This window comes from Myroides sp. WP-1, assembly GCF_014145635.1.
Taxonomy (GTDB): Bacteria; Bacteroidota; Bacteroidia; order Flavobacteriales; family Flavobacteriaceae; genus Flavobacterium.
In genome coordinates this window covers 61989-85964 of record NZ_JACHTC010000009.1, presented here as the reverse complement: position 1 = coordinate 85964, position 23976 = coordinate 61989, and the positions used below count along the sequence as shown (strand labels likewise).

Here is a 23976-nt window from a genome sequence, read left to right as displayed (position 1 = left end):
CTTATCGTATTTATGTATCAACTCAAGGGCAGTATTATCTCTTCGCATCTCTGAGTTTATGTGCAATCTTACCCTTTCTCAAAACACTTAGTTTACGGGGGTAAATGAATTATATGCCGTAAACTGTAGGTTAGGACTAGATTGATAGCTGCAATTGAACATAACAGTAGTAGTATGTTAAACAAAATAATTGCTTATTCTGTAAAGAATAAACTTATCATAGGCTTAATGGTACTAGGGCTAATCGGTATTGGTATATTTCAAATGACCAAATTACCTATCGATGCTGTACCAGATATTACAGACAATCAAGTTCAAGTTATTACGGTTGCGCCGAATTATGGGGCTACGGATATTGAACGTTTAGTTACTTTTCCTATCGAACAGGCCAATAGTAATATTCCTGGAATGAAAAGTATCCGAAGCTTCTCGCGCTTTGGTTTATCCCTTATCACCATTGTTTTCGAAGAAGATGTCGACATCTATTGGGCAAGACAACAAGTTGGCGAACGCCTACAACAGGTGCAGAATGACATTCCGAAAGAGGTTGGCAGACCCGAATTAGGTCCCATTTCTACTGGTTTAGGAGAAATTTACCAATATGTGGTACGCCCAGAAAAAGGGTATGAAAAACAATTTGATCTGACAGAACTGCGATCTATTCAGGATTGGATAGTTCGACGCCAATTAATTTCTGTAAAAGGAGTTGCCGAAGTAAGTAGCTTTGGCGGAAAGCTCAAACAATATGAAATCGCTATTGACCCCAATCGTTTAGATGCCAGCGGCCTGACTATTACAGATGTATTTGAAGCACTCAATCAAAACAATGAAAATACAGGAGGTGCATATATTGAAAAGGGACCAACTGTTTTATACATCCGTTCTGAAGGTTTAATTGGAACGATTGAAGATATTGAACAAATTGTTATTCCTTCAAAAAACAACGAATTACCTATTTTGATTCGCGATATTGCCAAAGTGCAAATTGGGCATGCAACGCGCTACGGCGCAATGACCTACAACGACCAAGGCGAAGTTGCGGGCGGAATTGTCATGATGTTAAAAGGAGAAAATAGCAACAATGTAATCCAAGATGTAAAAACTCGTGTTGCTGAAATTCAAAAATCCCTGCCTAAAGGGGTAGTAATTGAACCGTTTCTCGATCGTACTAAAATGGTTAACAACGCCATTGGAACAGTAGAGACCAACCTACTAGAAGGTGCATTAATTGTCGTTCTTGTACTTGTTTTGTTTCTTGGAAATTTACGTGCAGGTTTACTTGTTGCATCTATCATACCCTTGGCGATGCTATTTGCCATCTCGATGATGAATTTATTTGGTGTCAGCGGAAACCTGATGAGTTTGGGGGCTTTGGATTTCGGATTAATCATAGACGGAGCCGTCATCATTGTGGAAGCCGTCCTCCATCAATTCAGTCACAACAACAAATTCAAGAAAAAAATACTGCTCAAACAAGAGGAAATGAACCAAACTGTGGTACAATCTGCTTCAAAAATGATGAACAGTGCGGTGTTTGGTCAAATCATTATCCTTATTGTATATATCCCAATTCTGACTTTACAGGGAATAGAAGGGAAAATGTTTAAGCCTATGGCACAAACCGTAGCGTTTGCCTTATTGGGAGCCTTTTTGCTTTCGTTGACTTATGTTCCCATGATGAGTTCTTTAATTTTGAGTAGAAAAGTAGATCCAAAACCTAACTTTGCCGATCGCTTTATGGCAAAATTGGAAAAAATATACCAGAAAGCTTTAGTTAAAGTATTGGAAATACCTAAAATCATCTACAGTGTAGTTGCTTTATTATTTGTCAGTGCAATCTATATTCTTTCCACCCTCGGAGGAGAATTTATTCCATCTTTAGAAGAAGGTGATTTTGCCGTAGACACCAAAGTGCTCAACGGAAGTAACCTTACAACAACCATAGAAAGCACACAAAAAGCAGTTCATATTTTGGTGAATCAATTTCCGGAAGTGGAAAAAGTAGTAACAAAAATAGGTAATAGTGAGGTTCCTACCGATCCCATGCCAATGGAGGCAGGAGATATGATGGTTATCTTAAAAGACAAAAAAGAATGGACCTCTGCTTCTTCTTTCCCTGAATTGGCAGAGAAAATGACCAAAGCACTCGAAGAAGTTCCTGGAATTACAGTCGGATTTCAATTCCCTGTACAAATGCGATTTAACGAACTAATGACCGGAGCTAGACAAGACGTTGTTGTTAAAGTCTTTGGAGATAATTTAGATACTTTAGCTACTGCTGCCAATCAAATTGGACAACTGATCAATACCATTCCTGGTGCAGTCAATTTATACGTTGAACCTATTACTGGAATGCCGCAATTACTCATTGAATACAACCGCGCAGCAATTGCTCGTCATCATCTGTCAATTGGTGAGATTAACAGCATTGTTAATACCTCATTAGCAGGTCAAAGTGCTGGTGTGGTTTATGAAGGGGAAAATCGATTTGATTTGGTTGTTCGCATGGAGGAAAAAAGCAAAAAAGACATTCAACAAATTCGCAACATACTGATTCCTACTCCTTCTGGAATGCAAATCCCTTTAAGTCAATTAGCTTCAGTAGAAATTAAAGAAGGACCGAATCAAATTCAACGTGAAAATGCACAACGCCGTATTTTTGTTGGCTTTAATGTAAAAGGACGTGATGTTCAAAGTATTGTAGAAGAACTACAACAAAAAGTAGAAGCTAAAATTACTTTACCTACAGGGTATCGTGTTACGTATGGAGGGCAATTTGAAAATTTAAATGAGGCGAAAGAACGTTTAGCCATTGCTGTTCCTTTGGCGTTAGTTTTAATATTCGTGCTTTTATTTTTTGCCTTTCGAGATATCAAAGAATGCTTAATGATCTTTACAGCAATTCCGCTATCCATTATTGGAGGAGTATTTCTTCTTGCACTAAGGGGTATGCCTTTTAGTATCAGTGCAGGTGTTGGATTTATTGCACTATTTGGTGTAGCTGTATTAAACGGTATTGTGCTAATTGCAGAATTCAACCGCTTACAAAAATCAGGAATTACCAACATCGTTTACGTCGTTGTTCGAGGAGCAAAAAGCCGTTTACGTCCTGTATTGATGACCGCTTCTGTTGCGTCTTTTGGATTTCTACCTATGGCATTGAGCAATGGCGCAGGTGCAGAAGTACAACGCCCATTGGCCACCGTTGTAATCGGAGGACTAATCCTCGCCACTTTCTTAACTTTATTTATTTTGCCTTTGTTATATATCACTTTCGAACAAAAGCTGAACTTCTCTTTCTTTAAAAAGAAAAAAATCAGCACCGTTGTAGCAACAATTGGACTATTGTTATTCACAAACAGTCAAACATTTGCGCAAACACCTATTGCACTGGACCAAGCCATTGACCGTGCCTTGACCAATAACAATGCCATACGAACGGAACAATTGCGTTCGGATTTTGCCAAGGCCTTTATCCATACCGCAACGGATATTCCACAAACAACTGTATCAGGTGAATTCGGACAAATTAATGGCCCTTACACGGATAATAAATTTAGCATCAGTCAGGATATTGCCTTCCCTACAATTTACAACAGACAAAAAAAGGTATACCAAAAAAATTGGCAAAAAAGTATTTTTGATTTAGAACTCAAAACGATTGAAATCAAGAGAGAAGTAACCCAAAGCTTTTTTGATTACTACTATTGGAAGGAAAAAGAACAACTCTTACTTCAAGCAGATAGCCTCTATATTTCCTTTTACAACAAAGCTACATTGCGCTTTCAAAAAGGAGAAAGCACTATATTGGAACAAACAACGGCCAAAAATCAGTTGATTAAAATTCAAATGCAACTAGCTGAAATTGCACAGGCTAAAAGTTTAGCTCAGCTCCAATTGAAGTACTTACTTAATACGGAGGAAGATTTAATTCCCTCGTTAGAAGCAAACAAAGTCGAATTACTGGGATTAGAACAAGATTTGGATCAAAATCCACAATTAAAAATCGCAGAACAAAACAGCGAAATCGCGCATGCCCAAACGCAATTGGAACGATCAAAACTATTACCTACACTACAATTGACTTACAACAACAGTAGTTTTATGGGGTTAGCAGCGAATGATGTGTACTACGACCGAAAAGACCGCTTTCACGCCTTTCAGATTGGCTTAACCTTGCCCCTATTTGACTTTGGGCAAAAAGGTAGAATTCGCGCATCTAAAGAGGCAGAAAAAGTAGCAGAAGCAGAATTGGCAATGACCCAGCAAAACATGGTTAACCATTATCAACAATTGTTGATAAACCTTACAAGTAGTCAACAAATTTTGATGAGTTATGAACAACAAGCACCAAAAGGCGCTGATGTTATTATGCAAACTGCCGAATTACAGTTCATCAACGGGGAAATTAACTACCTTGAATATGTGCTTTTAACCAATCAGGCATTAGAATTGTTAAGCAACTATTTTGACGCTTTAAAAGCGTATAATGACACTGTCATTCAAATCAATTATCTAACTTCAAATAATTAGCCTTATGTCTATCTTATATAAAACCATTCGTCCATTTTCTATTGTAACTCTGGGCATTCTTCTCTCTACTACCTTCATTCAATGTAAGGGAAATGAAACCAATACAGAAGAAGTAATCATCGAAGAAGAAACAGATATTGTACACTTGACTGATGCACAATTAAAACACGTAGAACTAGAAACCACAAAACTCGAAGAACGCACCATCGCATCTGTTTTGAAGTTAAATGGAAAAATAGATGTTCCGCCTCAAAACTTAATTTCAGTGACCAATCCTTTAGGAGGTTATGTGAAGCAAACGAAATTGATGCCCGGCATGCACATCAAAAAAGGAGAGCAAATCGCCGTTATGGAAGACCCGCGTTATATCGAGTTACAACAAAACTATCTTATTGCGAAAGACAAATATGAATTTGCTAAATTAGATTTTCAACGTCAAAAGGAGCTGAATGCTAGTCAAGCAAGCAGTGACAAGGTCATGCAACAAGCCCAAGCAGAAATGAATGCCCAGCGAATTGCGATGAATGCTTTAGGACAACAATTGAGTTTGATTAACATTAACCCCAACACCTTAACCCACAATTCTATTAGCCGATCAATCGCTATTTATAGTCCAATCAACGGTTTTGTGAGTAATACCTATGTCAATATTGGAAAATATGTTACCCCTTCAGATGTAATGTTTGAACTGATTGATCCTTCGGATATTCACTTAAACCTGAAAGTATACGAGAAAGATTTAGATAAACTAGAAGTAGGACAACGTGTTGTGAGTTTTACCAACAACAACCCCGACAAAAAATACGAGGGAGAAATTGTACTCATTAGCATGGATGTTAATACGGAAGGTACGTCAGAAGTACACTGTCACTTTGAAAATTTTGAAAAGAATCTTTTACCAGGGATGTATATGAATGCAGAAATTGATACACATTCGGCTCAAAGCAAAGCCTTACCAGAAGAGAGTGTCGTCTATTTTGAAGGGAAGAATTTTGTATTTATAGAAATTGACAAACAAACCTATCAAATGACTGCAGTTGAAATTGGAGAAACTGAAAATGGTTTCACAGCCATACACAATACGGATGGCTTAACAGGTAAAACCATCGTTTCTAAAGGAGCTTATACCCTACTCATGAAATTAAGAAATACCGAAGAGGAAGAATAACGTAAAAAGTCCAGCAGTAGCTGGGCTTTTTTTATGGATTTATAGTACAATTGATCGTTTTTGAACAATCTCCTCCTTTGACAATCACCTTAAACTTAAAGGGAGTTTCTCCATAATAGGTATTGGTTCGAACAGCTAATCGCCCATCCTCAAGTTTTCGAACAGAATAATTAGCTGTACTATAGCCCTCAGTTGCCCGTTCTTCATACATATAACCATCTTCACCTACCTTGCCAATTTGAACTTCTTCAATAAGGTAATAGGGCTTGGGATTCACCTCTACAAATTCTTCTCCTCCATTACCAGAAAAAGTAAGCGATGAACGACTGACCTTCGTTGACACTTTACAATCAGGTTCGCGATTCCAAATATCAACACAACTTATTAGTATACCTGTATACAACAGTGCTACAATTGCAATTCGGATTGATTTCATCTTGTTCTTTTCTACAATTTATGTAAAAGGAAAGTACGAACTATAAACTAGTTAAAAAAATAACATCTCTTTTAGGGAGCTCTAATAGACGAACACTACAAACAACAGCAAATAAAATCGTGACAGTATCTCTTTCTTGTATCCTTTTTTTACTTTTGTAGGAGAAGTCTTATTTTTCAATCCAGGCTGCTTTAAACTTTTATACAATCCATTAATCTTATCCTACACCATGAACAAATTCCTTACCTGTTTATCTTTCCTTCTAGGTACTATTCTTGCTTATTCGCAATCAGATAAATTAAAAATCGAAAAACTAAACGATCACATGTATATTTATACAACCTATCAGGTATTTAATGGTGTTTCTTACTCTTCCAATGCATTGTATGTAGTAACAGATGAAGGGGTCATTCTCATTGACACCCCTTGGGACAAGGATCAATATGTTCCATTAGTTGAACACATCAGGAATCAACACCAGCAAGAAGTGAAGTGGGTCATCACCACACATTTTCACGAAGATCGTTCAGGAGGATTAGATTTTTTCAATAAAGCTAAAGCCGAGACCTATACCTATGAGTTAACCAATAAAATATTAAAGGAGCGCAATGATCCTCAAGCGACCTATACTTTTGGAAAAGAAAAAACCTTTACTTTCGGCAATGAGGAGTTCACGGTTTATTTCTTAGGAGAAGGACATAGTAAAGACAATACGGTAGTTTGGTTTCCCAAAGAAAAAGTATTGTATGGAGGTTGTTTGATCAAAAGTGCAGAAGCAACGAGTATAGGCAATATCGCAGATGGCAATACGGAAGCTTGGCCACATACCATCGAAGAAATAAAGCGCAGATTTGGGCAAGCAAAAGTGATTATTCCGGGACATGATGCGTGGAACCAATCTGGTCATATTGAAAATACAGAACGCATCTTATCTGCTTATCAGGCACAAAAATCAAATAACGACAAGAAATAGATTAATAAACCCATAAACTTAAGATTATTAACAGCAAATAGCTTGTGGTGAAGTTTTTAATCTTAAAGTCTTTTATTACTTTTGCAGTATGGCAAAACAAGATGATATTTTTAAGAATGTTATTTCGCATGCAAAAGAGTATGGATACATTTTTCCATCTAGCGAAATATACGATGGTTTAAGCGCAGTGTATGACTACGCTCAAAACGGTGTAGAATTAAAAAGAAATATTAGAGAGTACTGGTGGAAATCCATGGTACAAATGCACGAAAATATTGTAGGAATTGATGCCTCAATCTTTATGCATCCAACCACTTGGAAAGCTTCAGGTCACGTTGATGCATTCAACGACCCTTTAATTGACAACAAAGACAGTAAAAAGAGATATAGAGCAGACGTTTTAATTGAAGACTACTGTGAAAAAATACACCAAAAAGCATTAAAAGAAATTGAAAAAGCGAAAAAGCGCTTTGGAGAGTCTTTTGATGAGGAGCAGTTCATTGCAACTAACCCACGTGTAGTAGAATACTATGCAAAGAAAAAAGAAATTTTAGAGCGCATGGCTCGCGGTTTGGATTCGGGTGATTTAGCGGATGTAAAAGCGCTAATCGAAGAATTGGAAATCGCAGATCCTGATACAGGTTCTAAAAACTGGACAGAAGTACGTCAATTTAACCTTATGTTTGGTACAAAATTAGGAGCTTCTGCTGATACAGCGATGGATTTATACCTTCGTCCGGAAACAGCTCAAGGTATTTTCGTTAACTTCCTAAACGTTCAAAAAACAGGACGTATGAAGATTCCTTTTGGTATTGCACAAACAGGAAAAGCATTCCGTAACGAAATCGTTGCACGTCAGTTTATCTTCCGTATGCGTGAATTTGAACAAATGGAAATGCAATTCTTCGTAAAACCAGGAGAGGAAATGAAATACTACCAATACTGGAAAGACACGCGTTTAAAATGGCATTTATCACTGGGGATGGGAGCGGAAAACTACCGTTACCACGACCACGAAAAATTAGCCCATTATGCCAATGCAGCTACTGATATCGAATTCAACTTCCCATTCGGATTTAAAGAATTAGAGGGAATTCACTCTCGTACAGACTTTGACTTGAAAGCGCATGAGCAATTCTCTGGTAAAAAATTACAGTTCTTCGACAACGAAACAAACTCTTCATATGTTCCTTATGTAGTAGAGACATCTGTAGGATTAGATCGTATGTTCTTATCTGTATTCTCAAAATCACTACAAGAAGAAACGCTAGAAGATGGAACAACGAGAACGGTATTAAAATTACCTGCAGTCTTGGCTCCAACAAAAGCAGCTATCTTCCCTCTAGTGAAAAAAGACGGATTACCTGAAATCGCACAAGAAATCATCGAAGACTTGAAATGGGATTTCAACGTTGCTTATGATGAGAAAGATGCTGTAGGACGTCGTTACCGCCGTGCAGATGCTTTGGGAACTCCTTTCTGTATTACAGTGGATCACCAAACGCTAGAAGACAAAACGGTTACAATTCGCCACAGAGATACGATGAAACAAGATCGCGTTGCTATTGCCGATTTACGTAACATCATCAATGAAGAAGTATCGATGAGAAACTGGTTAAAGAAAATGATGTAATCAGGACAAGATAAAATAAAAAGCCTCTCCAAATAATTTGGAGAGGCTTTTTTCTTTCAATCGTTTCTTAATGTAGGTTAAGTACTTCTCCTTCAGAAGTTCCGTATCTTTGAATCATAGATAATCACAAAATATAATTCATATGAAAAAAATAGCCTTATTCGTTGTAGCTGCTTTATTTTCAGTTACTTCATTTGCACAAACAAAATGGAATGTCGATCCGATGCACTCGTTTTTAAACTTCTCAGTAAAACACTTGGGGATTTCTTTTGTAGATGGACGATTTGATAAATACGAAGGAACTTTTGTAGGAAACCCTGAAGATTTAACCAAAGGAACATTCAACTTTACAGTTGATTTAAACAGTGTAAATACAAGCGTAGAAATGCGTGATAATCACTTAAAATCTGGTGATTTTTTTGATACTGCAAAATATGCAACCATGAAATTCGATAGCAAGTCTATCAAAAAAACGGGAAAAGACAAGTATGAGTTAACAGGTAACTTAACCATCAAAAACATAACTAAACCCGTAACGTTTCAATTAACTTACGGTGGTTTATTAGCAGATGACGGAAATGGAAACACCAAGCTTGGTTTTCAAGCTACGACAACAATCAACCGTTTCGACTTTGATGTAGCCTATGATCCAACAGGACAAGCCATTGGAAAAAATGTTGATATTACGGTAAATTTAGAATTTAGCAAGGCTAACTAATCCTTTATATATCTTTCAAAAAAAGGGTTTACTCTTAGGAGTAAACCCTTTTTTTATTGTTTATATTTCGTCGTTTTCTATAATTACGAGATTGTACCCGACATGACTTACAGCACTATTTCGAATTCGGTCTGCTACTTTAGATACAGGCACAGGGCGATAGGACTGCAGTAATCCAATACGATTGAGAAAAAGTAAAACTTTCACACCCATTTTTTCACCTAATCGATCTGAATTAGGTCGAATGAGCGAACTAGGTCGAATAATAATCGTGCGATTAAAATGTAGTTGCGCAATGGCTTGTTCTATTCTGCCTTTTAAGTACAAGTAAAACACCTTACTGTGATAATCAGCTCCCTTAGAAGAAACCAAAACAAAAGTTTGGATCGATTTGGTCTTGCAATACTTGGCAAATTGAACTACATAATCATAATCAATATGCCATTGGTTCTTCTTACTGCCTGCTTGTTTCTTGGTTGTACCCAAACAACTAAAAGCCACATTACCTTCAATCAAATGGTGCCATTCGGTCATTTTATCAAAATCAACTACATGATAAATTAACTTGGGATGTTGAATATCCCAAGGGCTTCGCACAAATATTTCGACAAATTGATAGCGATCGTCACACAGTAATTGACGCACTAATACTTTTCCAACGGCTCCAGTAGCCCCAATAATAACAGCTCTCATATTAGTAATTTACAAAAAAAATTCAAGCATTTCACTTCTTTTTTATTCGTTATACTACTTATTTGAGTAATGCCATGTAGAAAAACACGAAAACAAACGCTTGCTATTCCTCAAAAGTACCTGATACGTAATACAATTTATCGCCTAAAGTTTCAAAAAGAGAATGTTCCTTATGTAGATGTTCTACCCCTTTTGAATCTTTGAAACAAGCAATAAACGTTACTGTTGTAGCTGTTGCTTGTACAATTTCAAGACCTGTCCATTGATTTTCAGTTGCCCACTGTACAATCGATTTCTTACTGTACAAATGACGCGTTTTTGGATGCGTTGTTTCAATTAAGTACGTTGCATTCGCTAACACATAGGCGGTATATCTTGAGCGCATGAGCGCTTCTGCAGTTGCAGGATATTGCGCTCCTTTTAAATAAGGTAAGCAACACTTTTCTACGGTTTGTTCACTTCCACAAGGGCACATACTACTTACTTTTTATTGTTTGTTGGAGGTCTTCCACAATCTTGTGCATTTTTGCTAGGCGAACCAAGCTATCATCTGAGGTTTCATCATCCATCAACTGTTGTAAACGCTTGCTTATTTCAGCTGCAAAGGGCTTTGCTATCTCGTATTGCTCTTCCTTAATGAGTTGCATCAAATCAAGTATTGCTTTCTCCATATTCTTTTCTCTTATTTCTTATACAATACAAAGATATTGCTTGCATTGATTTAAAGTGGTCTTTTATTTGCCTTATTTTTTTTTATAATCTAAATCCCTTCTTTATGTTGAAAGACTTACTGAATCTACTTTTTCCAAAAAGCTGTTGTGGTTGCACTGCGATTCTCCTCGAAACAGAACTCTTCTTGTGTACCGCTTGCAGCGCTTTTCTGCCCTTTACGAATCAACATTTATCTTCAACCAATGAAGCAATGGGTAAATTTTACGGCAAAATCAACATTACACAAGCTAGCTGTTTACTCTACTATACTAAAAATGGTCGAGTATCGAATCTCTTTCATCAACTCAAATACGGAAATCAGCCCCAGATTAGCTATATACTGGGTAAGATGTACGCCGAAATTTTATCCGAAACAGCTACATTAGAAACCATTGATTGGCTTATTCCTGTACCTATGTATCATAAAAAACGCAAGCAAAGAGGCTATAATCAAGTAGACGGATTCGCTACAGCGCTAGCTGAACGCTACAGAATTCCTATTAATCGAAAGCTATTAACGAAAATCGCCACTACTTCATCTCAAACTACAAAAAGCTTTCGAGAGCGAATCAACCCCCAAACAACCGTTTTTCACTTGACCCCAACTCCTGAGTATACAGGAAAACACTTTTTATTATTAGATGATATCTTAACTACGGGAACTACATTGGAAACCTGCGCTAAACTATTGTTGCAAATCCCTCAAAGCAAGGTGAGTATTTTATGTTTAGCTTATACAAAATGAAGTTTTTAGGGATTGATATTTTCTAAGTAAAAAATATAATTGTTACTTTGTCTTTTCAAAATAGAACTATGTCTAAGTTTCGTCTATACTTATTTACTTGCTTACTCATTTTATGTGTAACTTGTTTTTCTAATTGTGCTAAAAGAGGATTTATTTCAGGAGGACCTATGGACACTCTACCTCCAGTGGTATTAAAGAGTTATCCAGAAAACTTCTCGATCAACTTTGATAAAGATGAAATCAAAATTGACTTTGATGAATTCATCAAGTTGAAGAATATCAACCAAAACTTAATTGTTTCTCCCCCTTTAAAGAACAATCCGGAGATTTCACCGATGGGAAGTCCCAAGAAAACAATGACAATTAAGTTAAAAGATACTTTGCATCCCAACACCACCTATAGTTTTAACTTTGGGGATGCTATTATTGATAATAACGAGGGAAATGTATTACCTCAATTTAAGTACATATTCTCAACGGGAAGTTATATTGATTCCTTAAAGCTTGAAGGAACCATTCAATCCGCTCACAAATTGAAAACTGACAATTTTGTCAATGTAATGCTGTACGATGCTAAGGTGTTTACCGATTCAACCGTATACAAAGAAAAACCACTGTATATCACCAATACCTTAGATTCTTTAACTACATTTTCTATCGAGAACATTAAAGCGGGTACTTATTATTTGGTTGGATTGAAACAAAAAACGAACAATTATTTATTTAATCCTGAACAAGATAAAATTGCTTTTATTCAGGATACCATTACGATTCCAACAGATCAGAAATACAATTTAGTTCTCTTTAAATCTGAAGAGCAATTTAAGGCAAAACGACCGGCCCAACTTGCAGAAAACAAATGGTATCTTCCTTATGTAGGAAATAAAGACGGTGTACAGGTAAAAGTTACAAAGAACGATAGCTTGATAAAGAGTGTTTACACCCCTTTAGAGGCAAAAGATTCGCTACAACTTTGGTTTCCTAAGATTGTAGCTGACTCTCTACATATTACCGTAAGTAAAGACGATTATTTAGAAACCTTTACCGTGCGTCCACGTGCAAAAATGAAAGAGGTGGATACCCTTCGAGTTACAGCCAAAAATAACGCCATCGACTTTAAAGAGTCGTTTGCTTTAAAGACGACAACGCCGATTGCTCGTGTAGACAAAGATTTAATTCAACTTATAAACAAAGATTCCCTACCTGTTTCTTTTGAAATTCAAGAAGTATTAGCGGAACAAAAGGTGGAATTACTCTTCGATAAAGCACAAGAAGAATTATACAGTATTCGCCTACTTCCCAACGCTTTAGTCGATCTATTTGGCAAGGGTAATGACACACTAAACTATGCGTTAAAAACCACTAAACACAGTGATTATGGAAATTTAAACCTAAATCTAAGTAGTGTTAAACGCTATCCTATTATTGTGGATTTAATTGATGAACAGGAAAAAGTCTATTTTACTCAAATCATTCATGCCCCACAGACCATTGTATTTGATTTACTTCCACCACGTAAATACTATGTTCGCGTGATCTATGATGACAATCAAAATGGCAAGTGGGATACTGGTTATTATTGGGACAAACGTCAACCAGAAGAGACATTCTATTCGAAAGAACCTATTGATGTACGCGCCAATTGGGATATTAATCAAGATCTAGATTTGAACTAGAGATCGTTGCGGTTTGTCGTTAATGCAAACCGCAAAGACAATTATTTGCCTAGTTTCTTAAACGTCTGATAACAAATATACACAACTAACAATCCGACAACTGATAACACAACCCATAAAAGGGTATTCATGTTGCCTGCTGTTTCACTTGAACGCTCTTTGGCAGTAGCTAACTCGCTACTGGTAAAATCAATCGTTTTGACTGTGGGTAACAGCAACGGAATTTCGTTTTTAAAGTGTTGTATATCATACTCAGGAATTTCTGTTATCTCATTATTCACGATTACATCATATGTTTTACCCGCGTGTAGATAAGCTGTTGCAAATCGAGTTAATGCAGACAGGACCACATCTTTAATTACTATTGGTGGATTATTGCCATTGTATATCTCTATATAAGGATTTTGAACCACAACGTGTTCAACGATAAATTCATTACTTCCCTTAGAAGATAACGTAAGCGGAATAGCTACTTTCGTTATTGAATCTCTCAACATCGCTTTGCGGTAGTAATCTTGAGGATTATCTATCGCGACAGATACTTTATTAAGTTTGTAATATTGCGGTTGACGAATAAAAGACACAAGAGTTGTTTTATTCTTTTGTTGGGTTAATTTGGCATCATATTGCAGCAAAATTGGACTAAACTGTCCATACGTATGTGTGTCAACTACGGTGCTAACCTTATTGAGCTTTAGTGGCGTTGCCTGATTATTGACAAGTTCAATTTCATAATATGGATAATGTCCCTCTGGCATTCCTATAAACAATGTTGCCTCGCCTCCACTAGAAGTCTGATCGGTATAAATTGGTTGTTTTTGCTTCACACTAAACCAATCTTCTCCATTGTTACTTCCTCTCACCGATGCAGTTATAACAACATCTGCTTTGTTGATCGTCACGTAAAAGTCTTTTATTTCTCTCTTTTCAGGATTGTGAACCACAAAGCGATTAATGCTATCTTTTTCTATGCGTTGGAATATAGGATAATCGATCATCTTTGTTTCCTTAGAAGAAGGCTGAACAGCTCTTATGAAATAGGGAATTTCCATTGTATCGGCCGTATCTTGTTGTACAATTCGGAGATTGGAAAAGTTATCTTTAGCACACCCTACTAACCTATTGTCTAATTCGATATTATAATACCCACTTTCCATTACAGGAGCTAACTGAGCTTGATATGCTTTCGCTTGCCCATAAACAGATGAAACACCTAACAGAACAGCGCCCCATAAAACCAACAGTAACGTAGTAAATATTTTCATATAAAAAAGTTTAAACATCAGACGATTCATCTTCTTTAGGAAGATTCGGCGTTTGATCTTCTTTATCCTTTAAAAGCAACTTGATGCGCTCTAAAAGAAAAGAAACGATTAAAAGAATAATTCCCAACACAACAAAAGAAGCAATTTTCCCTCCTTGATTCATACGCCAAACATCATAGAGGTAAAACTTCAGAATGATGATTCCAAAGCTTACCAAAGATAATTTTCTCCATTCGGCTTTTTCTTTGTTGATACCCAAAATCATCAATATCATCGCCATCAATCCCCAAAGTATTGGATAACCATACGCGTGAACATGATCTAAAATTGTGTAATACGTTTCAGGAATACTGAGTATCCATATCATCATATTATCCAACTCTACAGAAAACAGAACAACTAATGAAATAAACAAAACAGCGTTTAATCCTTGGATTGCACTGACTTTTACCTGAGACAAATTGCGATATAACATCCAGTACAAATACAACAAAACAGCAAAGCTTAACAGGTGAAGTGTAAAATATCCCTTAGGGTATACGCTGTAATTAAATATATCACTTCTCACTTCTTCAATTGAAAATGCAAATACCAACAACAATATACTCGTCAAGGACACATAGATCAAGTATCCTACTTTTGTTGTCTTATGCTTGTCTAAAGCAAAGTAAACGGCTCCAAAAAGCAAGCTATACGTTACCAAAGCAAGCGTTTTATAAATCCCGTTCGTTTCTCCTATTATTGGGTATTCAATTCTACCCCCTACTTGATAAGAAAGTTCAAGAAACAGGATAATATAAGCCAACACAAAGAGAACAATTCTCAATCCTTTTTGGATTTCTCCTGTAGTTGGCTGGGTTATTGATTTTAATCCGATGGTATCCTCTTCCTCCAATTGACTCTTCTTTGCGCATTGATACACAAAAAGGAAAGCAATTAGCATGACAATACCAGTCAGAGTATACTGATTGACAATGATAGGTAAAAGGTGTGCTAAAACCGTTGATTCTGTTGCTTCTTGATATTCAAATGTAGGGCTGAAACTGCGAATATCGATTAAGTAAGAAAAAACAGTGAGTACGCTCAAAAGCAGTGCTCCAACTCGAAACAAGTTTGCTCTTGTACGTGTCCATATCCAAAATAACACTCCCATTTCAATGGCCCATACAATAGTAATATACACTTTGCTTAGTTGCACAGGGATAGCTAATGACACAAGTCCGATAGTAATAGCCAAAAGAGTATACGTGAAATTTTTATCCAATGACTGACTTTTTCCTCTAGTTGTACTAAGGATAAACAAAGCATTAACTAGAGCCATGCCGATGATGATAACCCCTAAATAATTTACCCCAGTACTTTTGGCGTGAATCGCAAAGAAACAGATCAAAGCTGTAAAATTCGTCAAAGCCATATAGAGCAATTGCCCCCAAGGAGATTGGTCTTCTGTTTTGTTTTTATAACGCAAAACCAATAACAACATAAATTGCAGGAAGAACAACGCGGTAAATAAAATTGCAGCACCTTGATTGACCTCTTGATATTTCACCCATAACCACGTTCCTAGATACAGAAAAGTCAACACATAACTAAACTTATCGATGAGCAACCACCTTTGTCGAACCGCAACAATTAACACTCCTGTATTAAGCAAGAGTATATAAGAAAACAGTACGATATGATTACCTGATCCCGTGCTGATCAACAAGGGGGATAGCATCCCGCCAATAAAGGCGAAAATAGCCACTTCTTGTCTTTTATATGCAAGAGAAAGCAGTACGGCTAATACTGTTATAACAATTAAAATAACAAAAGCTGTAGTCTGATTAAAAATTTCATATTCGCGGAAAGCCAAGGTTATCGTAGTGTAAAAAGTGGCAAATCCACCTCCTAATAAAATAGAAGAAAAGACGCGATACTTTACACTTAGTTTATGAGCAATTCCCACTAAAATTCCCCCCACAGCAATTCCCAGGGCCACACGTCCTACTTCATTAATCCAATCTTGATCAATCGCATATTTAACAAAGAAACCAATCCCCAAAACCAAGGTAATAATACCGATGGCATTCAGCCAATTGACTTCTTTTAATCCTTTTACAAATTTGCTTTCTTCCTCTTCTTTGGAGAAGTGATCAACAGCTTGAGGAGCAGCAAAAGAAGGTACAGTGGCTTGTATCTCCTCTTCTTTAGCAACACGTTCTTCTACTGCTTGATTATTCAAAGATAAATCCACTGATTTTTGATTGACATGATCCAAATCAGAAGCATATGTTTCTATTATAGTATCTGAAGAAGTTATAGCAACATTTTCCTCAACAACAGGAGTAGGAATAGGCGGAGGAACAACTACGCGTTCTTCCTCTAGCTCTGGTTGTATTACGCGGTCGGGATCTGTTTCAATAACAGTACTTGACGACGTGAGATCCGACGTTTTCAGTGCATTAATCTTCTGTTGAATATCCTGTAAAACCTCTGATAAGGTAACAGTTCGACGATTAACCTGATCTAACTGTGTCCGGATCTTGTCAAACTTATTCATCAGGCTTAGTACTAAAATAACCAAGACTACGACGAGAAGGAAAAGTGTAAAAATCATGCTACTTCAACTTTAGTTTAAATTATCTCTTCTTTAACTCCATTTTTAAATAAAAAAAAGGGGATAATTACCAAATTTAGTGAAAAATAACCTCGTAAATTGATCTGTATTTTCAAATAGTAGAAAAATCACTAGAAGGAGTGATTTTTTTCTTTTATTGAATAACTAGGATAGCTCTTCCTTTTTTCACTTTTTCTTCTCTAGGTGAACCGCCGTGAAACTCTTCTCGAAATATTTAACTAAAACACGCACATCTATTCAAAATAAAATTTTCAAAACACTAAAAAACAGCAAGTTACAGGCTTGGTTAAATTATTATTAAAATGATTTTTTCACACTTTCCTGTCATACATTTGATCTATCAAAATTTAAATTTAATCCACGATGAGATTAACAAAAATGACTTTAGCTATTGCTTTTTTAGCTATTGGTTTCGCTTCTTGTAAACAACCAAAAGAAGCTCCTGTTGAAGAGACAACAACTACAGAAGTAGTAGAGGAAACAACAACACCTCAAGCTGTAGATACGAAAGTATTAGTTGCTTCTTGGACACAACCTAACCCTATTAATGACAAAGAAGTACAAGGTTTCGAATTAAAAGAAGACGGAACAGCTGCTTCAATTAATATGGCTACACTTCAAACGAAAAAGTGGTGGGTAGAAGGAGACAAATTATTCTTGGAACAAGAGAGCATCGGTAATGGTACGTCAAGTATTGATACAGTATCTTACCAATTTGAAGTAGTTGATGGTACTACTTTAAACTTAATTAACGGTGAGTCTAAAGACTCTTTCACTAGAAAATAATCTTTTTACAAGATTTAGTAGATGAAAACAAAACAAACTGTACTTGCTTTAGCTTTTGTAGCTATCGCTTTCGCTTCTTGTAAAGATCAAAAAGAAGCAACTGTAGTTGAAGAAACTACAACAGTAACAGAGCAACCGGCTCCGGAAGTGGATCCTACCCAAAGTTTAGTTGGCGTTTGGACACAGGCAAATGCAACAGATCCAAGTATTCAACAAGGGTTTGAACTGAAAGCTGACGGAACAGTGGTAGCGGTGAATGATCCAACGATGGTGTTTACCAAATGGAAATTAGTGGATAACACGCTTGTTTTTGAAAGTGAAGTTGCCAATAACGATCCTGCATCTGTTAAAATTAGCACAGTAAAATACGAATTGGTAGAAGGCAAGACTCTAAACCTAGAGGTTGAGGGAACTAAGGTGACATTTACCAAACAATAAAATCTAAGTTAATAAAAGCAAAAAGCTATCCATCTGGATAGCTTTTTTATTTTACTACGATTTGATCGGCATCCTTTAAGAAGGCGAACCGATTTCGCGCTTTATCTTGTGTTGTTTTATCCAAGCTAACATATTGTATTTGCTCCCCTTCAAGAGGCTCAACAAGGTACTGTCCCATATAGTCAATAGCCTGAGAATGCCCTGTGTATTGATTGTCGTTTTGATCTTCACCACAGCGATTTACTCCTACCACATAGCTCATATTTTCAATAGCACGTGCTTTTAGGAGAGAATCCCAAGCGTAAATGCGTTGATCCGGCCAACTAGCAACATAGAGTAATAGATCGTATACTTCGCCAATATTTCGTGCAAATGCAGGAAATCGCAAATCATAACACACCAACGGGCAGATATTCCATCCTTTGTAGTTGACGATTAAGCGATTCGTTCCTGGTGCATATACTTTTTCTTCCCCTGCGAGGGAAAATAAATGTCGCTTATCATACGTCTTGAATTCACCTGTAGGCCAAATAAAGAACAATCGATTGTAGAATTGGTTTCCCTCTTTGATAACGACACTACCTGTTAAGGCAAAATTAAGCGATTTACAGCACGATTGTAGTTCAGTAATAAACTTATCTTGCATAGTCATAAAAACACGCTCAGGATTCATGGTAAAGCCTGAAGTGAACATTTCTGGTACTACAACCAAATCCGTTCCCTTTTCAATTTGCTGTAATTGATTTTTAAAATAGGTCGTGTTTTGTTGCACATCCTCCCAAACTAGAGGTGCTTGAATCAAAGCTACTTTCATACGTTTGTTTTAAGTCTTTCAAAAATACGAAATATTCTTTGTTCATTGTTGTTGGTTGACTGTTGTTGGTTGACTGTTGATTTTTATTTCTTGTTCACGACAAACGACAAACAACCAAACTCTCATTAATCCTACATCTGTTTCACAAGACTACTACTAATTTTCGTGTGTACAAAGTTCGCTGTACTTGTCTAATATTTGCTTGATAAAAATAAAATCTTCTTCTATCTTATATTCTACCCTTGCCTCTTTATTCTTCAATCCCTTAGCTACTTGTTGCTGCATAAAGTTGGTTTTGTTCTCTTTCAATTGCTTTAACGCCTGTTTATATGCCGATTTATAATTGGATGAATCAATATAATTGGTTTGAATAAAGGAAGTAAACGCTTGACAATTTGGATCTAGGTGTTTCATAATCTCCGCCATTTTTCCATTTTTCTTATAACCTCCATCTAACTTAAAATAATAATCAGTTCCCTTGACAGGAAATAAGAAAACCTCATTGGCGTACTTTCCATTGACAAATAGATGCAACCGTGCAAAAGATATATCATTATAGTGAACAAGTTGAAAATAGTCGACATAATATTTATCGGAAAAAACACCTCTTTGTTTGTATTCTCTAAGTCGGATGGGAAAATACTCTGTAGCATATTCCTCCTTTTTTCCATGATATACAATGATTGAATTAAATGTTTCAGAAGACACTAGTCGATAATCCTCCGCTCCATTATTTTTAAACTTTAGTTCGTCAGGATCATTGCGTCTAAATCCAATTAAAGGACCATTTTCTTTGACTGTTCCTATTTCTCTCGTTCCGTCTTTAAAATTGATAACAGCTTTTGCAGTAAGCCCATCAAATACGTTCAATCCAAACTGAGCATAACTGCCAAAAGACGTGTACAAAAGGATACATATAAGTAGTAAGGTTCTCATTAAAATTTTATTATTTTGTGAATGACAATCAAGATTAAGTTAAATAAAAAATTTGTCAATATAAATAAGGAAAAACGACTTTAATCAGCAGTGATTTAATCGTGATTTTCGTGTGTACAAAGTTCGCTGTACTTATCTAATATTTGTTTAAAATAAATAAAGAATTCCGCACTCTTGTATTCAATCTTTGCCCCTTTACTGCTATAGCCTCTTGCTTTTCGTTCCGCGACAAACTCAGATTTTGTTTTCTTAAACGCTTTTACAGCTGCCTCATAATCTGCTTTGTAGTTATCAGTATCTAAATAATTCTCCTGCATATACGCTTGAAAAGCCTCGCAATTCTTGTCCAATAGCATCATAAACTGAGCAGATTCTTTATTACTTCTGCGGAACCCTCCGTCAAATAAAAAATAATAGCCCGTTTTACCAACAGGAAAATAATAATGGTCTACCATGTGGTTCTGAAAAGTATAAGAATTCGCTCCAAAATAGATTACAATTCTAGCAAAAGGAATTCCTTTATAACTACTCAAAGGATAAAAGTCCACATGATATTTATCCGAAAAAGTATACTTTTTACCAAAGTCGCGAATGCGGATTGGAAAATACTCTACGAAAGATTGTTTGTCTTTCGAATCGTAAATCACAATCGATTTCACCTGATTAGAAGAAATGGTGCGATACTCTCTCTCCCCTTTACTTTTAAATTTAAACTCGTAAGGATCCTCATATCGATAACCAAAAAGGATTCCACTTCCTTTAAATATCCCCTCTTCCGAAGAGCCATTTTTGAAATTAATAACAGTATTTCCCTGCGGTCCATTAAGATCCGAAATACCTAGTTGAGCATGACACATCACGGAAGTGCATACTAATAAAAAACAAATGAGTAAGGTTTTCACTAAAATTGAAATATTATGTTAATTGGCGCCAAATTTAAGTTAAAGAAAAATAAAAACGAAAGAATACAAATAAAAAAAGCAGCACAAAATGTGCTGCTTTTTCCTTTTTCAAAAAAATATTAAAATCCTCTATAAGGCTGCTTTTAAGTATTCTCTGTTCATACGAGCAATATTCTCTAGAGAAATACCTTTTGGACATTCAACCTCACAAGCACCTGTATTTGTACAGTTACCGAAGCCTAAAGCGTCCATCTCCGCTACCATGTTCATTACACGGTCTGCTGCTTCTACTTTACCTTGTGGCAACAAGGCAAATTGAGAAACTTTTGCAGAAACGAATAACATAGCAGAAGAGTTTTTACATGTTGCCACACATGCTCCACATCCGATACAAGTTGCTGCGTCAAATGAACGGTCAGCATCGTGTTTAGGGATAGGAATAGCGTTAGCATCCTGTGTATTACCAGAAGTATTTACCGAAATAAATCCTCCAGCGTGTTGAATTTTATCAAAAGCAGTACGGTCTACTACTAAATCCTTGATTACAGGGAAAGCTTTTGCTCTGAATGGCTCGATATAAATCGTATCACCATCTTTGAACTTTCTCATGTGTAACTGACAAGTAGTAATTCCTCTGTCTGGTCCGTGTGCTTGTCCATTAATAAACAATGAACACATTCCACAAATACCTTCACGACAGTCGTGGTCAAATGCTACGGGATCATCCCCTTTCTCAATTAGCTCGTTGTTTAAAACATCAAGCATTTCTAAGAAAGACATATCAGGAGAAACATCATTGATTTTGTACTCAACTATTTTTCCTTGTTCTTTAGCGTTTTTTTGACGCCATATTTTTAATGTAAGATTCATCTGCATCGAATTTTTACAACAAGATATGATTCAAGAATCAATACCTCAATATTATTTATAACTACGAGTTACCAACTTAATGTTTTCATACACCAACTCTTCTTTGTGTAGAACAGCATCTCTAGGATTTCCTTTGTACTCCCATGCAGCAGCATAAGCAAAGTTTTCATCATCACGTTGTGCTTCTCCATCTTCTGTTTGGTGTTCTTCGCGGAAGTGTCCTCCACAAGATTCTTCACGGTGTAAAGCATCTTTAGCGAATAATTCACCTAACTCTAAGAAGTCAGCAACTCTAAGCGCTTTTTCTAACTCTTGGTTAAAGCTATCTGCAGTACCAGAAACTTTCACGTCTTTGTAGAATTCTTCTCTCAATGCAGCAATTTCGTCCATTGCTTCGTTTAGACCTTGTGCATTACGAGCCATACCTACTTTATCCCACATAATTTTACCCAATTTCTTGTGGAAGTAATCTACTGAATGTGATCCTTTATTGTTCATTAAGTGATCAATCATATCTTGTACATTTTTCTCCGCAGCAACGAATTCTGGTAAGTCTGTTGGGATAGCACCTGTACGAATATCATCAGCTAAGTAATCCCCGATTGTATAAGGTAATACGAAATATCCGTCAGCTAAACCTTGCATCAAAGCGGAAGCACCTAAACGGTTTGCTCCGTGATCTGAGAAGTTAGCCTCACCAATAACATAACATCCCTCGATTGTAGACATTAAGTTGTAATCTACCCATACACCACCCATTGTGTAGTGAACAGCTGGATAAATCATCATTGGCGTTGTGTATGGATCCTCATCAACGATTTTCTCATACATTTGGAATAAGTTTCCGTATTTATTCTCTACAACGTCTCTACCTAATTTGTAAACTAATTTAGCATCGTTCTCATCCAAGTGGTGAATACGCGCTTGTTCTTTACCGTAACGCTCAATCGCTGAAGCGAAGTCTAAGTAAACTGCTTCTCCTGTTGCGTTAACTCCATATCCAGCATCACATCTTTCTTTCGCTGCACGAGACGCAACGTCACGTGGTACTAAGTTTCCGAATGATGGATATCTTCTTTCTAAGTAGTAATCTCTATCTTCTTCTGCAATTTGAGTTGGTTTTAATTTTCCTTCTCTAATTGCAACTGCATCTTCCATTTTCTTTGGAACCCAAATACGTCCATCATTACGCAAAGACTCTGACATCAATGTTAATTTTGATTGGTGGTCTCCTGTAACAGGAATACAAGTTGGGTGAATTTGTGTAAAACAAGGGTTAGCAAAGAAAGCTCCGCGTTTGTGTGCTTTCCAAGCAGCAGTAACGTTAGAACCCATTGCATTTGTCGACAAGAAGAAAACGTTTCCGTAACCACCTGTAGCGATAACTACAGCGTGTCCTGAATGACGTTCAATTTCCCCGTTAATTAAGTTACGAGCGATAATTCCTCTTGCTTTTCCGTCTACTAATACCAAGTCAAGCATTTCATGACGGTTGTACATTTTGATCTTACCACGACCAATTTGACGGTTCATTGCAGAGTAAGCCCCTAACAACAACTGTTGACCTGTTTGTCCTTTTGCGTAGAACGTACGTGAAACTTGTGTTCCTCCGAAAGAACGGTTATCTAATAAACCACCGTACTCACGAGCTAAAGGCACACCTTGAGCCACACATTGGTCAATAATATTCGCTGAAACTTCAGACAAACGGTGAACGTTTGCTTCACGAGCGCGGTAATCTCCACCTTTTACAGTATCGTAGAACAATCTGTAGATCGAGTCACCATCTCCTTGGTAGTTTTTAGCAGCGTTAATCCCTCCTTGTGCTGCAATTGAGTGCGCACGACGAGGTGAATCTTGATAACAAAATGCTTTTACATTATAACCTAACTCTGCTAATGTAGCAGCAGCAGATCCACCTGCTAATCCAGTTCCAACAACGATAACATCAATGTTACGTTTATTTGCTGGGTTAACTAATTTAATGTGGTTTTTATAATCAGACCATTTCTTATCGATTGGTCCTTGAGGTATCTTAGAATCTAATTTCATAATCAAT

General features: G+C 36.6%; 20 protein-coding genes. 9 read left to right on the top strand and 11 right to left on the bottom strand.

All coding sequences use genetic code 11. The features are described from left to right. The first annotated feature begins 174 nt into the window (after positions 1-174). Together H4K33_RS10065 and H4K33_RS10060 are read left to right on the top strand one after the other, a co-directional pair. Positions 175-4533, top strand: coding sequence for a CusA/CzcA family heavy metal efflux RND transporter (locus tag H4K33_RS10065; RefSeq protein WP_182648505.1), 4359 nt, complete (start codon positions 175-177; stop codon positions 4531-4533). Positions 4534-4543: 10 nt separating this feature from the next. After that, a complete protein-coding gene (locus H4K33_RS10060) occupies positions 4544-5701 on the top strand; it encodes an efflux RND transporter periplasmic adaptor subunit (RefSeq protein WP_370576676.1) in 1158 nt (385 codons plus the stop codon). Between the two features lie 31 nt (positions 5702-5732). Here the strand turns inward: H4K33_RS10060 and H4K33_RS10055 are convergent, their stop codons facing one another. Then, the gene (locus tag H4K33_RS10055) at positions 5733-6137 is read right to left on the bottom strand and encodes a hypothetical protein (protein ID WP_182648501.1); all 405 of its coding nucleotides are present in this window, start codon (positions 6135-6137) and stop codon (positions 5733-5735) included. Between the two features lie 229 nt (positions 6138-6366). On the opposite strand from H4K33_RS10055, the gene bla reads away from it, so the two are divergent. From bla to H4K33_RS10040, 3 genes are all read left to right on the top strand, one after another. Then, positions 6367-7110, top strand: coding sequence for an MUS/TUS/MOC family subclass B1 metallo-beta-lactamase (bla, locus tag H4K33_RS10050; protein ID WP_182648499.1), 744 nt, complete (start codon positions 6367-6369; stop codon positions 7108-7110). 88 nt (positions 7111-7198) lie between these two features. After that, positions 7199-8743 (top strand): glycine--tRNA ligase, encoded by a 1545-nt coding sequence (locus H4K33_RS10045; protein ID WP_182648497.1) that lies wholly within the window; start codon positions 7199-7201, stop codon positions 8741-8743. A 142-nt stretch (positions 8744-8885) separates the two neighbouring features. Further along, positions 8886-9461 carry a YceI family protein gene (locus H4K33_RS10040; protein ID WP_182648495.1) on the top strand — a complete coding sequence of 192 codons (576 nt, stop codon included), beginning with the start codon at positions 8886-8888 and terminating at the stop codon, positions 9459-9461. 60 nt (positions 9462-9521) lie between these two features. Here the strand turns inward: H4K33_RS10040 and H4K33_RS10035 are convergent, their stop codons facing one another. The 3 genes from H4K33_RS10035 to H4K33_RS10025 all read right to left on the bottom strand — a co-directional run bounded on the left by H4K33_RS10035 (position 9522) and on the right by H4K33_RS10025 (position 10825). Next, positions 9522-10154: an NAD(P)H-binding protein gene (locus H4K33_RS10035; RefSeq protein ID WP_182648493.1), complete on the bottom strand. Its 633-nt coding sequence runs from the start codon at positions 10152-10154 to the stop codon at positions 9522-9524. Between the two features lie 103 nt (positions 10155-10257). Continuing rightward, positions 10258-10629: a YchJ family protein gene (locus H4K33_RS10030; protein ID WP_182648490.1), complete on the bottom strand. Its 372-nt coding sequence runs from the start codon at positions 10627-10629 to the stop codon at positions 10258-10260. A gap of 1 nt (position 10630) precedes the next feature. Continuing rightward, a complete protein-coding gene (locus H4K33_RS10025) occupies positions 10631-10825 on the bottom strand; it encodes a hypothetical protein (protein ID WP_182648488.1) in 195 nt (64 codons plus the stop codon). A 104-nt stretch (positions 10826-10929) separates the two neighbouring features. Between H4K33_RS10025 and H4K33_RS10020 the strand changes: the two genes are divergently transcribed. Both H4K33_RS10020 and H4K33_RS10015 read left to right on the top strand, forming a co-directional pair. Further along, positions 10930-11610, top strand: a complete 681-nt coding sequence (locus H4K33_RS10020) for a ComF family protein (RefSeq protein ID WP_182648486.1) — start codon at positions 10930-10932, stop codon at positions 11608-11610. Positions 11611-11678: 68 nt separating this feature from the next. Beyond that, positions 11679-13286 (top strand): Ig-like domain-containing protein, encoded by a 1608-nt coding sequence (locus H4K33_RS10015; RefSeq protein WP_182648484.1) that lies wholly within the window; start codon positions 11679-11681, stop codon positions 13284-13286. Between the two features lie 41 nt (positions 13287-13327). Here the strand turns inward: H4K33_RS10015 and H4K33_RS10010 are convergent, their stop codons facing one another. Next, a complete protein-coding gene (locus H4K33_RS10010; protein WP_182648482.1) occupies positions 13328-14551 on the bottom strand; it encodes a hypothetical protein in 1224 nt (407 codons plus the stop codon). A gap of 10 nt (positions 14552-14561) precedes the next feature. Then, positions 14562-17150 carry a DUF2339 domain-containing protein gene (locus H4K33_RS10005; RefSeq protein WP_182648479.1) on the bottom strand — a complete coding sequence of 863 codons (2589 nt, stop codon included), beginning with the start codon at positions 17148-17150 and terminating at the stop codon, positions 14562-14564. Between the two features lie 384 nt (positions 17151-17534). Here H4K33_RS10005 and H4K33_RS10000 point away from each other — a divergent pair, with 384 nt between their 5' ends. Both H4K33_RS10000 and H4K33_RS09995 read left to right on the top strand, forming a co-directional pair. Continuing rightward, positions 17535-17957, top strand: a complete 423-nt coding sequence (locus H4K33_RS10000; protein WP_182648477.1) for a lipocalin family protein — start codon at positions 17535-17537, stop codon at positions 17955-17957. A 21-nt stretch (positions 17958-17978) separates the two neighbouring features. Next, positions 17979-18395 carry a lipocalin family protein gene (locus tag H4K33_RS09995; protein ID WP_182648475.1) on the top strand — a complete coding sequence of 139 codons (417 nt, stop codon included), beginning with the start codon at positions 17979-17981 and terminating at the stop codon, positions 18393-18395. Positions 18396-18441: 46 nt separating this feature from the next. Here the strand turns inward: H4K33_RS09995 and H4K33_RS09990 are convergent, their stop codons facing one another. The 5 genes from H4K33_RS09990 to H4K33_RS09970 all read right to left on the bottom strand — a co-directional run bounded on the left by H4K33_RS09990 (position 18442) and on the right by H4K33_RS09970 (position 23969). Next, complete coding sequence (locus H4K33_RS09990) at positions 18442-19209, bottom strand: nitrilase family protein (RefSeq protein ID WP_182648473.1); 768 nt, start codon at positions 19207-19209, stop codon at positions 18442-18444. 156 nt (positions 19210-19365) lie between these two features. Further along, a complete protein-coding gene (locus H4K33_RS09985; protein WP_182648471.1) occupies positions 19366-20145 on the bottom strand; it encodes a hypothetical protein in 780 nt (259 codons plus the stop codon). A 95-nt stretch (positions 20146-20240) separates the two neighbouring features. Next, complete coding sequence (locus H4K33_RS09980; RefSeq protein ID WP_182648469.1) at positions 20241-21047, bottom strand: hypothetical protein; 807 nt, start codon at positions 21045-21047, stop codon at positions 20241-20243. A 129-nt stretch (positions 21048-21176) separates the two neighbouring features. Further along, positions 21177-21917 (bottom strand): succinate dehydrogenase/fumarate reductase iron-sulfur subunit, encoded by a 741-nt coding sequence (locus tag H4K33_RS09975; RefSeq protein WP_182648467.1) that lies wholly within the window; start codon positions 21915-21917, stop codon positions 21177-21179. A 51-nt stretch (positions 21918-21968) separates the two neighbouring features. Then, positions 21969-23969: a fumarate reductase/succinate dehydrogenase flavoprotein subunit gene (locus tag H4K33_RS09970; protein WP_182648465.1), complete on the bottom strand. Its 2001-nt coding sequence runs from the start codon at positions 23967-23969 to the stop codon at positions 21969-21971. Positions 23970-23976 lie beyond the last annotated feature (7 nt).

Excerpts from the sequence above, each read along its gene's own strand:
- H4K33_RS10065 (WP_182648505.1), top strand. The coding sequence starts at position 175 with ATGTTAAACAAAATAATTGCTTATTCTGTAAAGAATAAACTTATCATA.
- H4K33_RS10055 (WP_182648501.1), bottom strand. The coding sequence starts at position 6,137 with ATGAAATCAATCCGAATTGCAATTGTAGCACTGTTGTATACAGGTATA.
- bla (WP_182648499.1), top strand. The coding sequence starts at position 6,367 with ATGAACAAATTCCTTACCTGTTTATCTTTCCTTCTAGGTACTATTCTT.
- H4K33_RS10045 (WP_182648497.1), top strand. The coding sequence starts at position 7,199 with ATGGCAAAACAAGATGATATTTTTAAGAATGTTATTTCGCATGCAAAA.
- H4K33_RS10040 (WP_182648495.1), top strand. The coding sequence starts at position 8,886 with ATGAAAAAAATAGCCTTATTCGTTGTAGCTGCTTTATTTTCAGTTACT.
- H4K33_RS10035 (WP_182648493.1), bottom strand. The coding sequence starts at position 10,154 with ATGAGAGCTGTTATTATTGGGGCTACTGGAGCCGTTGGAAAAGTATTA.
- H4K33_RS10030 (WP_182648490.1), bottom strand. The coding sequence starts at position 10,629 with ATGTGCCCTTGTGGAAGTGAACAAACCGTAGAAAAGTGTTGCTTACCT.
- H4K33_RS10025 (WP_182648488.1), bottom strand. The coding sequence starts at position 10,825 with ATGGAGAAAGCAATACTTGATTTGATGCAACTCATTAAGGAAGAGCAA.
- H4K33_RS10020 (WP_182648486.1), top strand. The coding sequence starts at position 10,930 with ATGTTGAAAGACTTACTGAATCTACTTTTTCCAAAAAGCTGTTGTGGT.
- H4K33_RS10015 (WP_182648484.1), top strand. The coding sequence starts at position 11,679 with ATGTCTAAGTTTCGTCTATACTTATTTACTTGCTTACTCATTTTATGT.
- H4K33_RS10010 (WP_182648482.1), bottom strand. The coding sequence starts at position 14,551 with ATGAAAATATTTACTACGTTACTGTTGGTTTTATGGGGCGCTGTTCTG.
- H4K33_RS10005 (WP_182648479.1), bottom strand. The coding sequence starts at position 17,150 with ATGATTTTTACACTTTTCCTTCTCGTCGTAGTCTTGGTTATTTTAGTA.
- H4K33_RS10000 (WP_182648477.1), top strand. The coding sequence starts at position 17,535 with ATGAGATTAACAAAAATGACTTTAGCTATTGCTTTTTTAGCTATTGGT.
- H4K33_RS09995 (WP_182648475.1), top strand. The coding sequence starts at position 17,979 with ATGAAAACAAAACAAACTGTACTTGCTTTAGCTTTTGTAGCTATCGCT.
- H4K33_RS09990 (WP_182648473.1), bottom strand. The coding sequence starts at position 19,209 with ATGAAAGTAGCTTTGATTCAAGCACCTCTAGTTTGGGAGGATGTGCAA.
- H4K33_RS09985 (WP_182648471.1), bottom strand. The coding sequence starts at position 20,145 with ATGAGAACCTTACTACTTATATGTATCCTTTTGTACACGTCTTTTGGC.
- H4K33_RS09975 (WP_182648467.1), bottom strand. The coding sequence starts at position 21,917 with ATGAATCTTACATTAAAAATATGGCGTCAAAAAAACGCTAAAGAACAA.
- H4K33_RS09970 (WP_182648465.1), bottom strand. The coding sequence starts at position 23,969 with ATGAAATTAGATTCTAAGATACCTCAAGGACCAATCGATAAGAAATGG.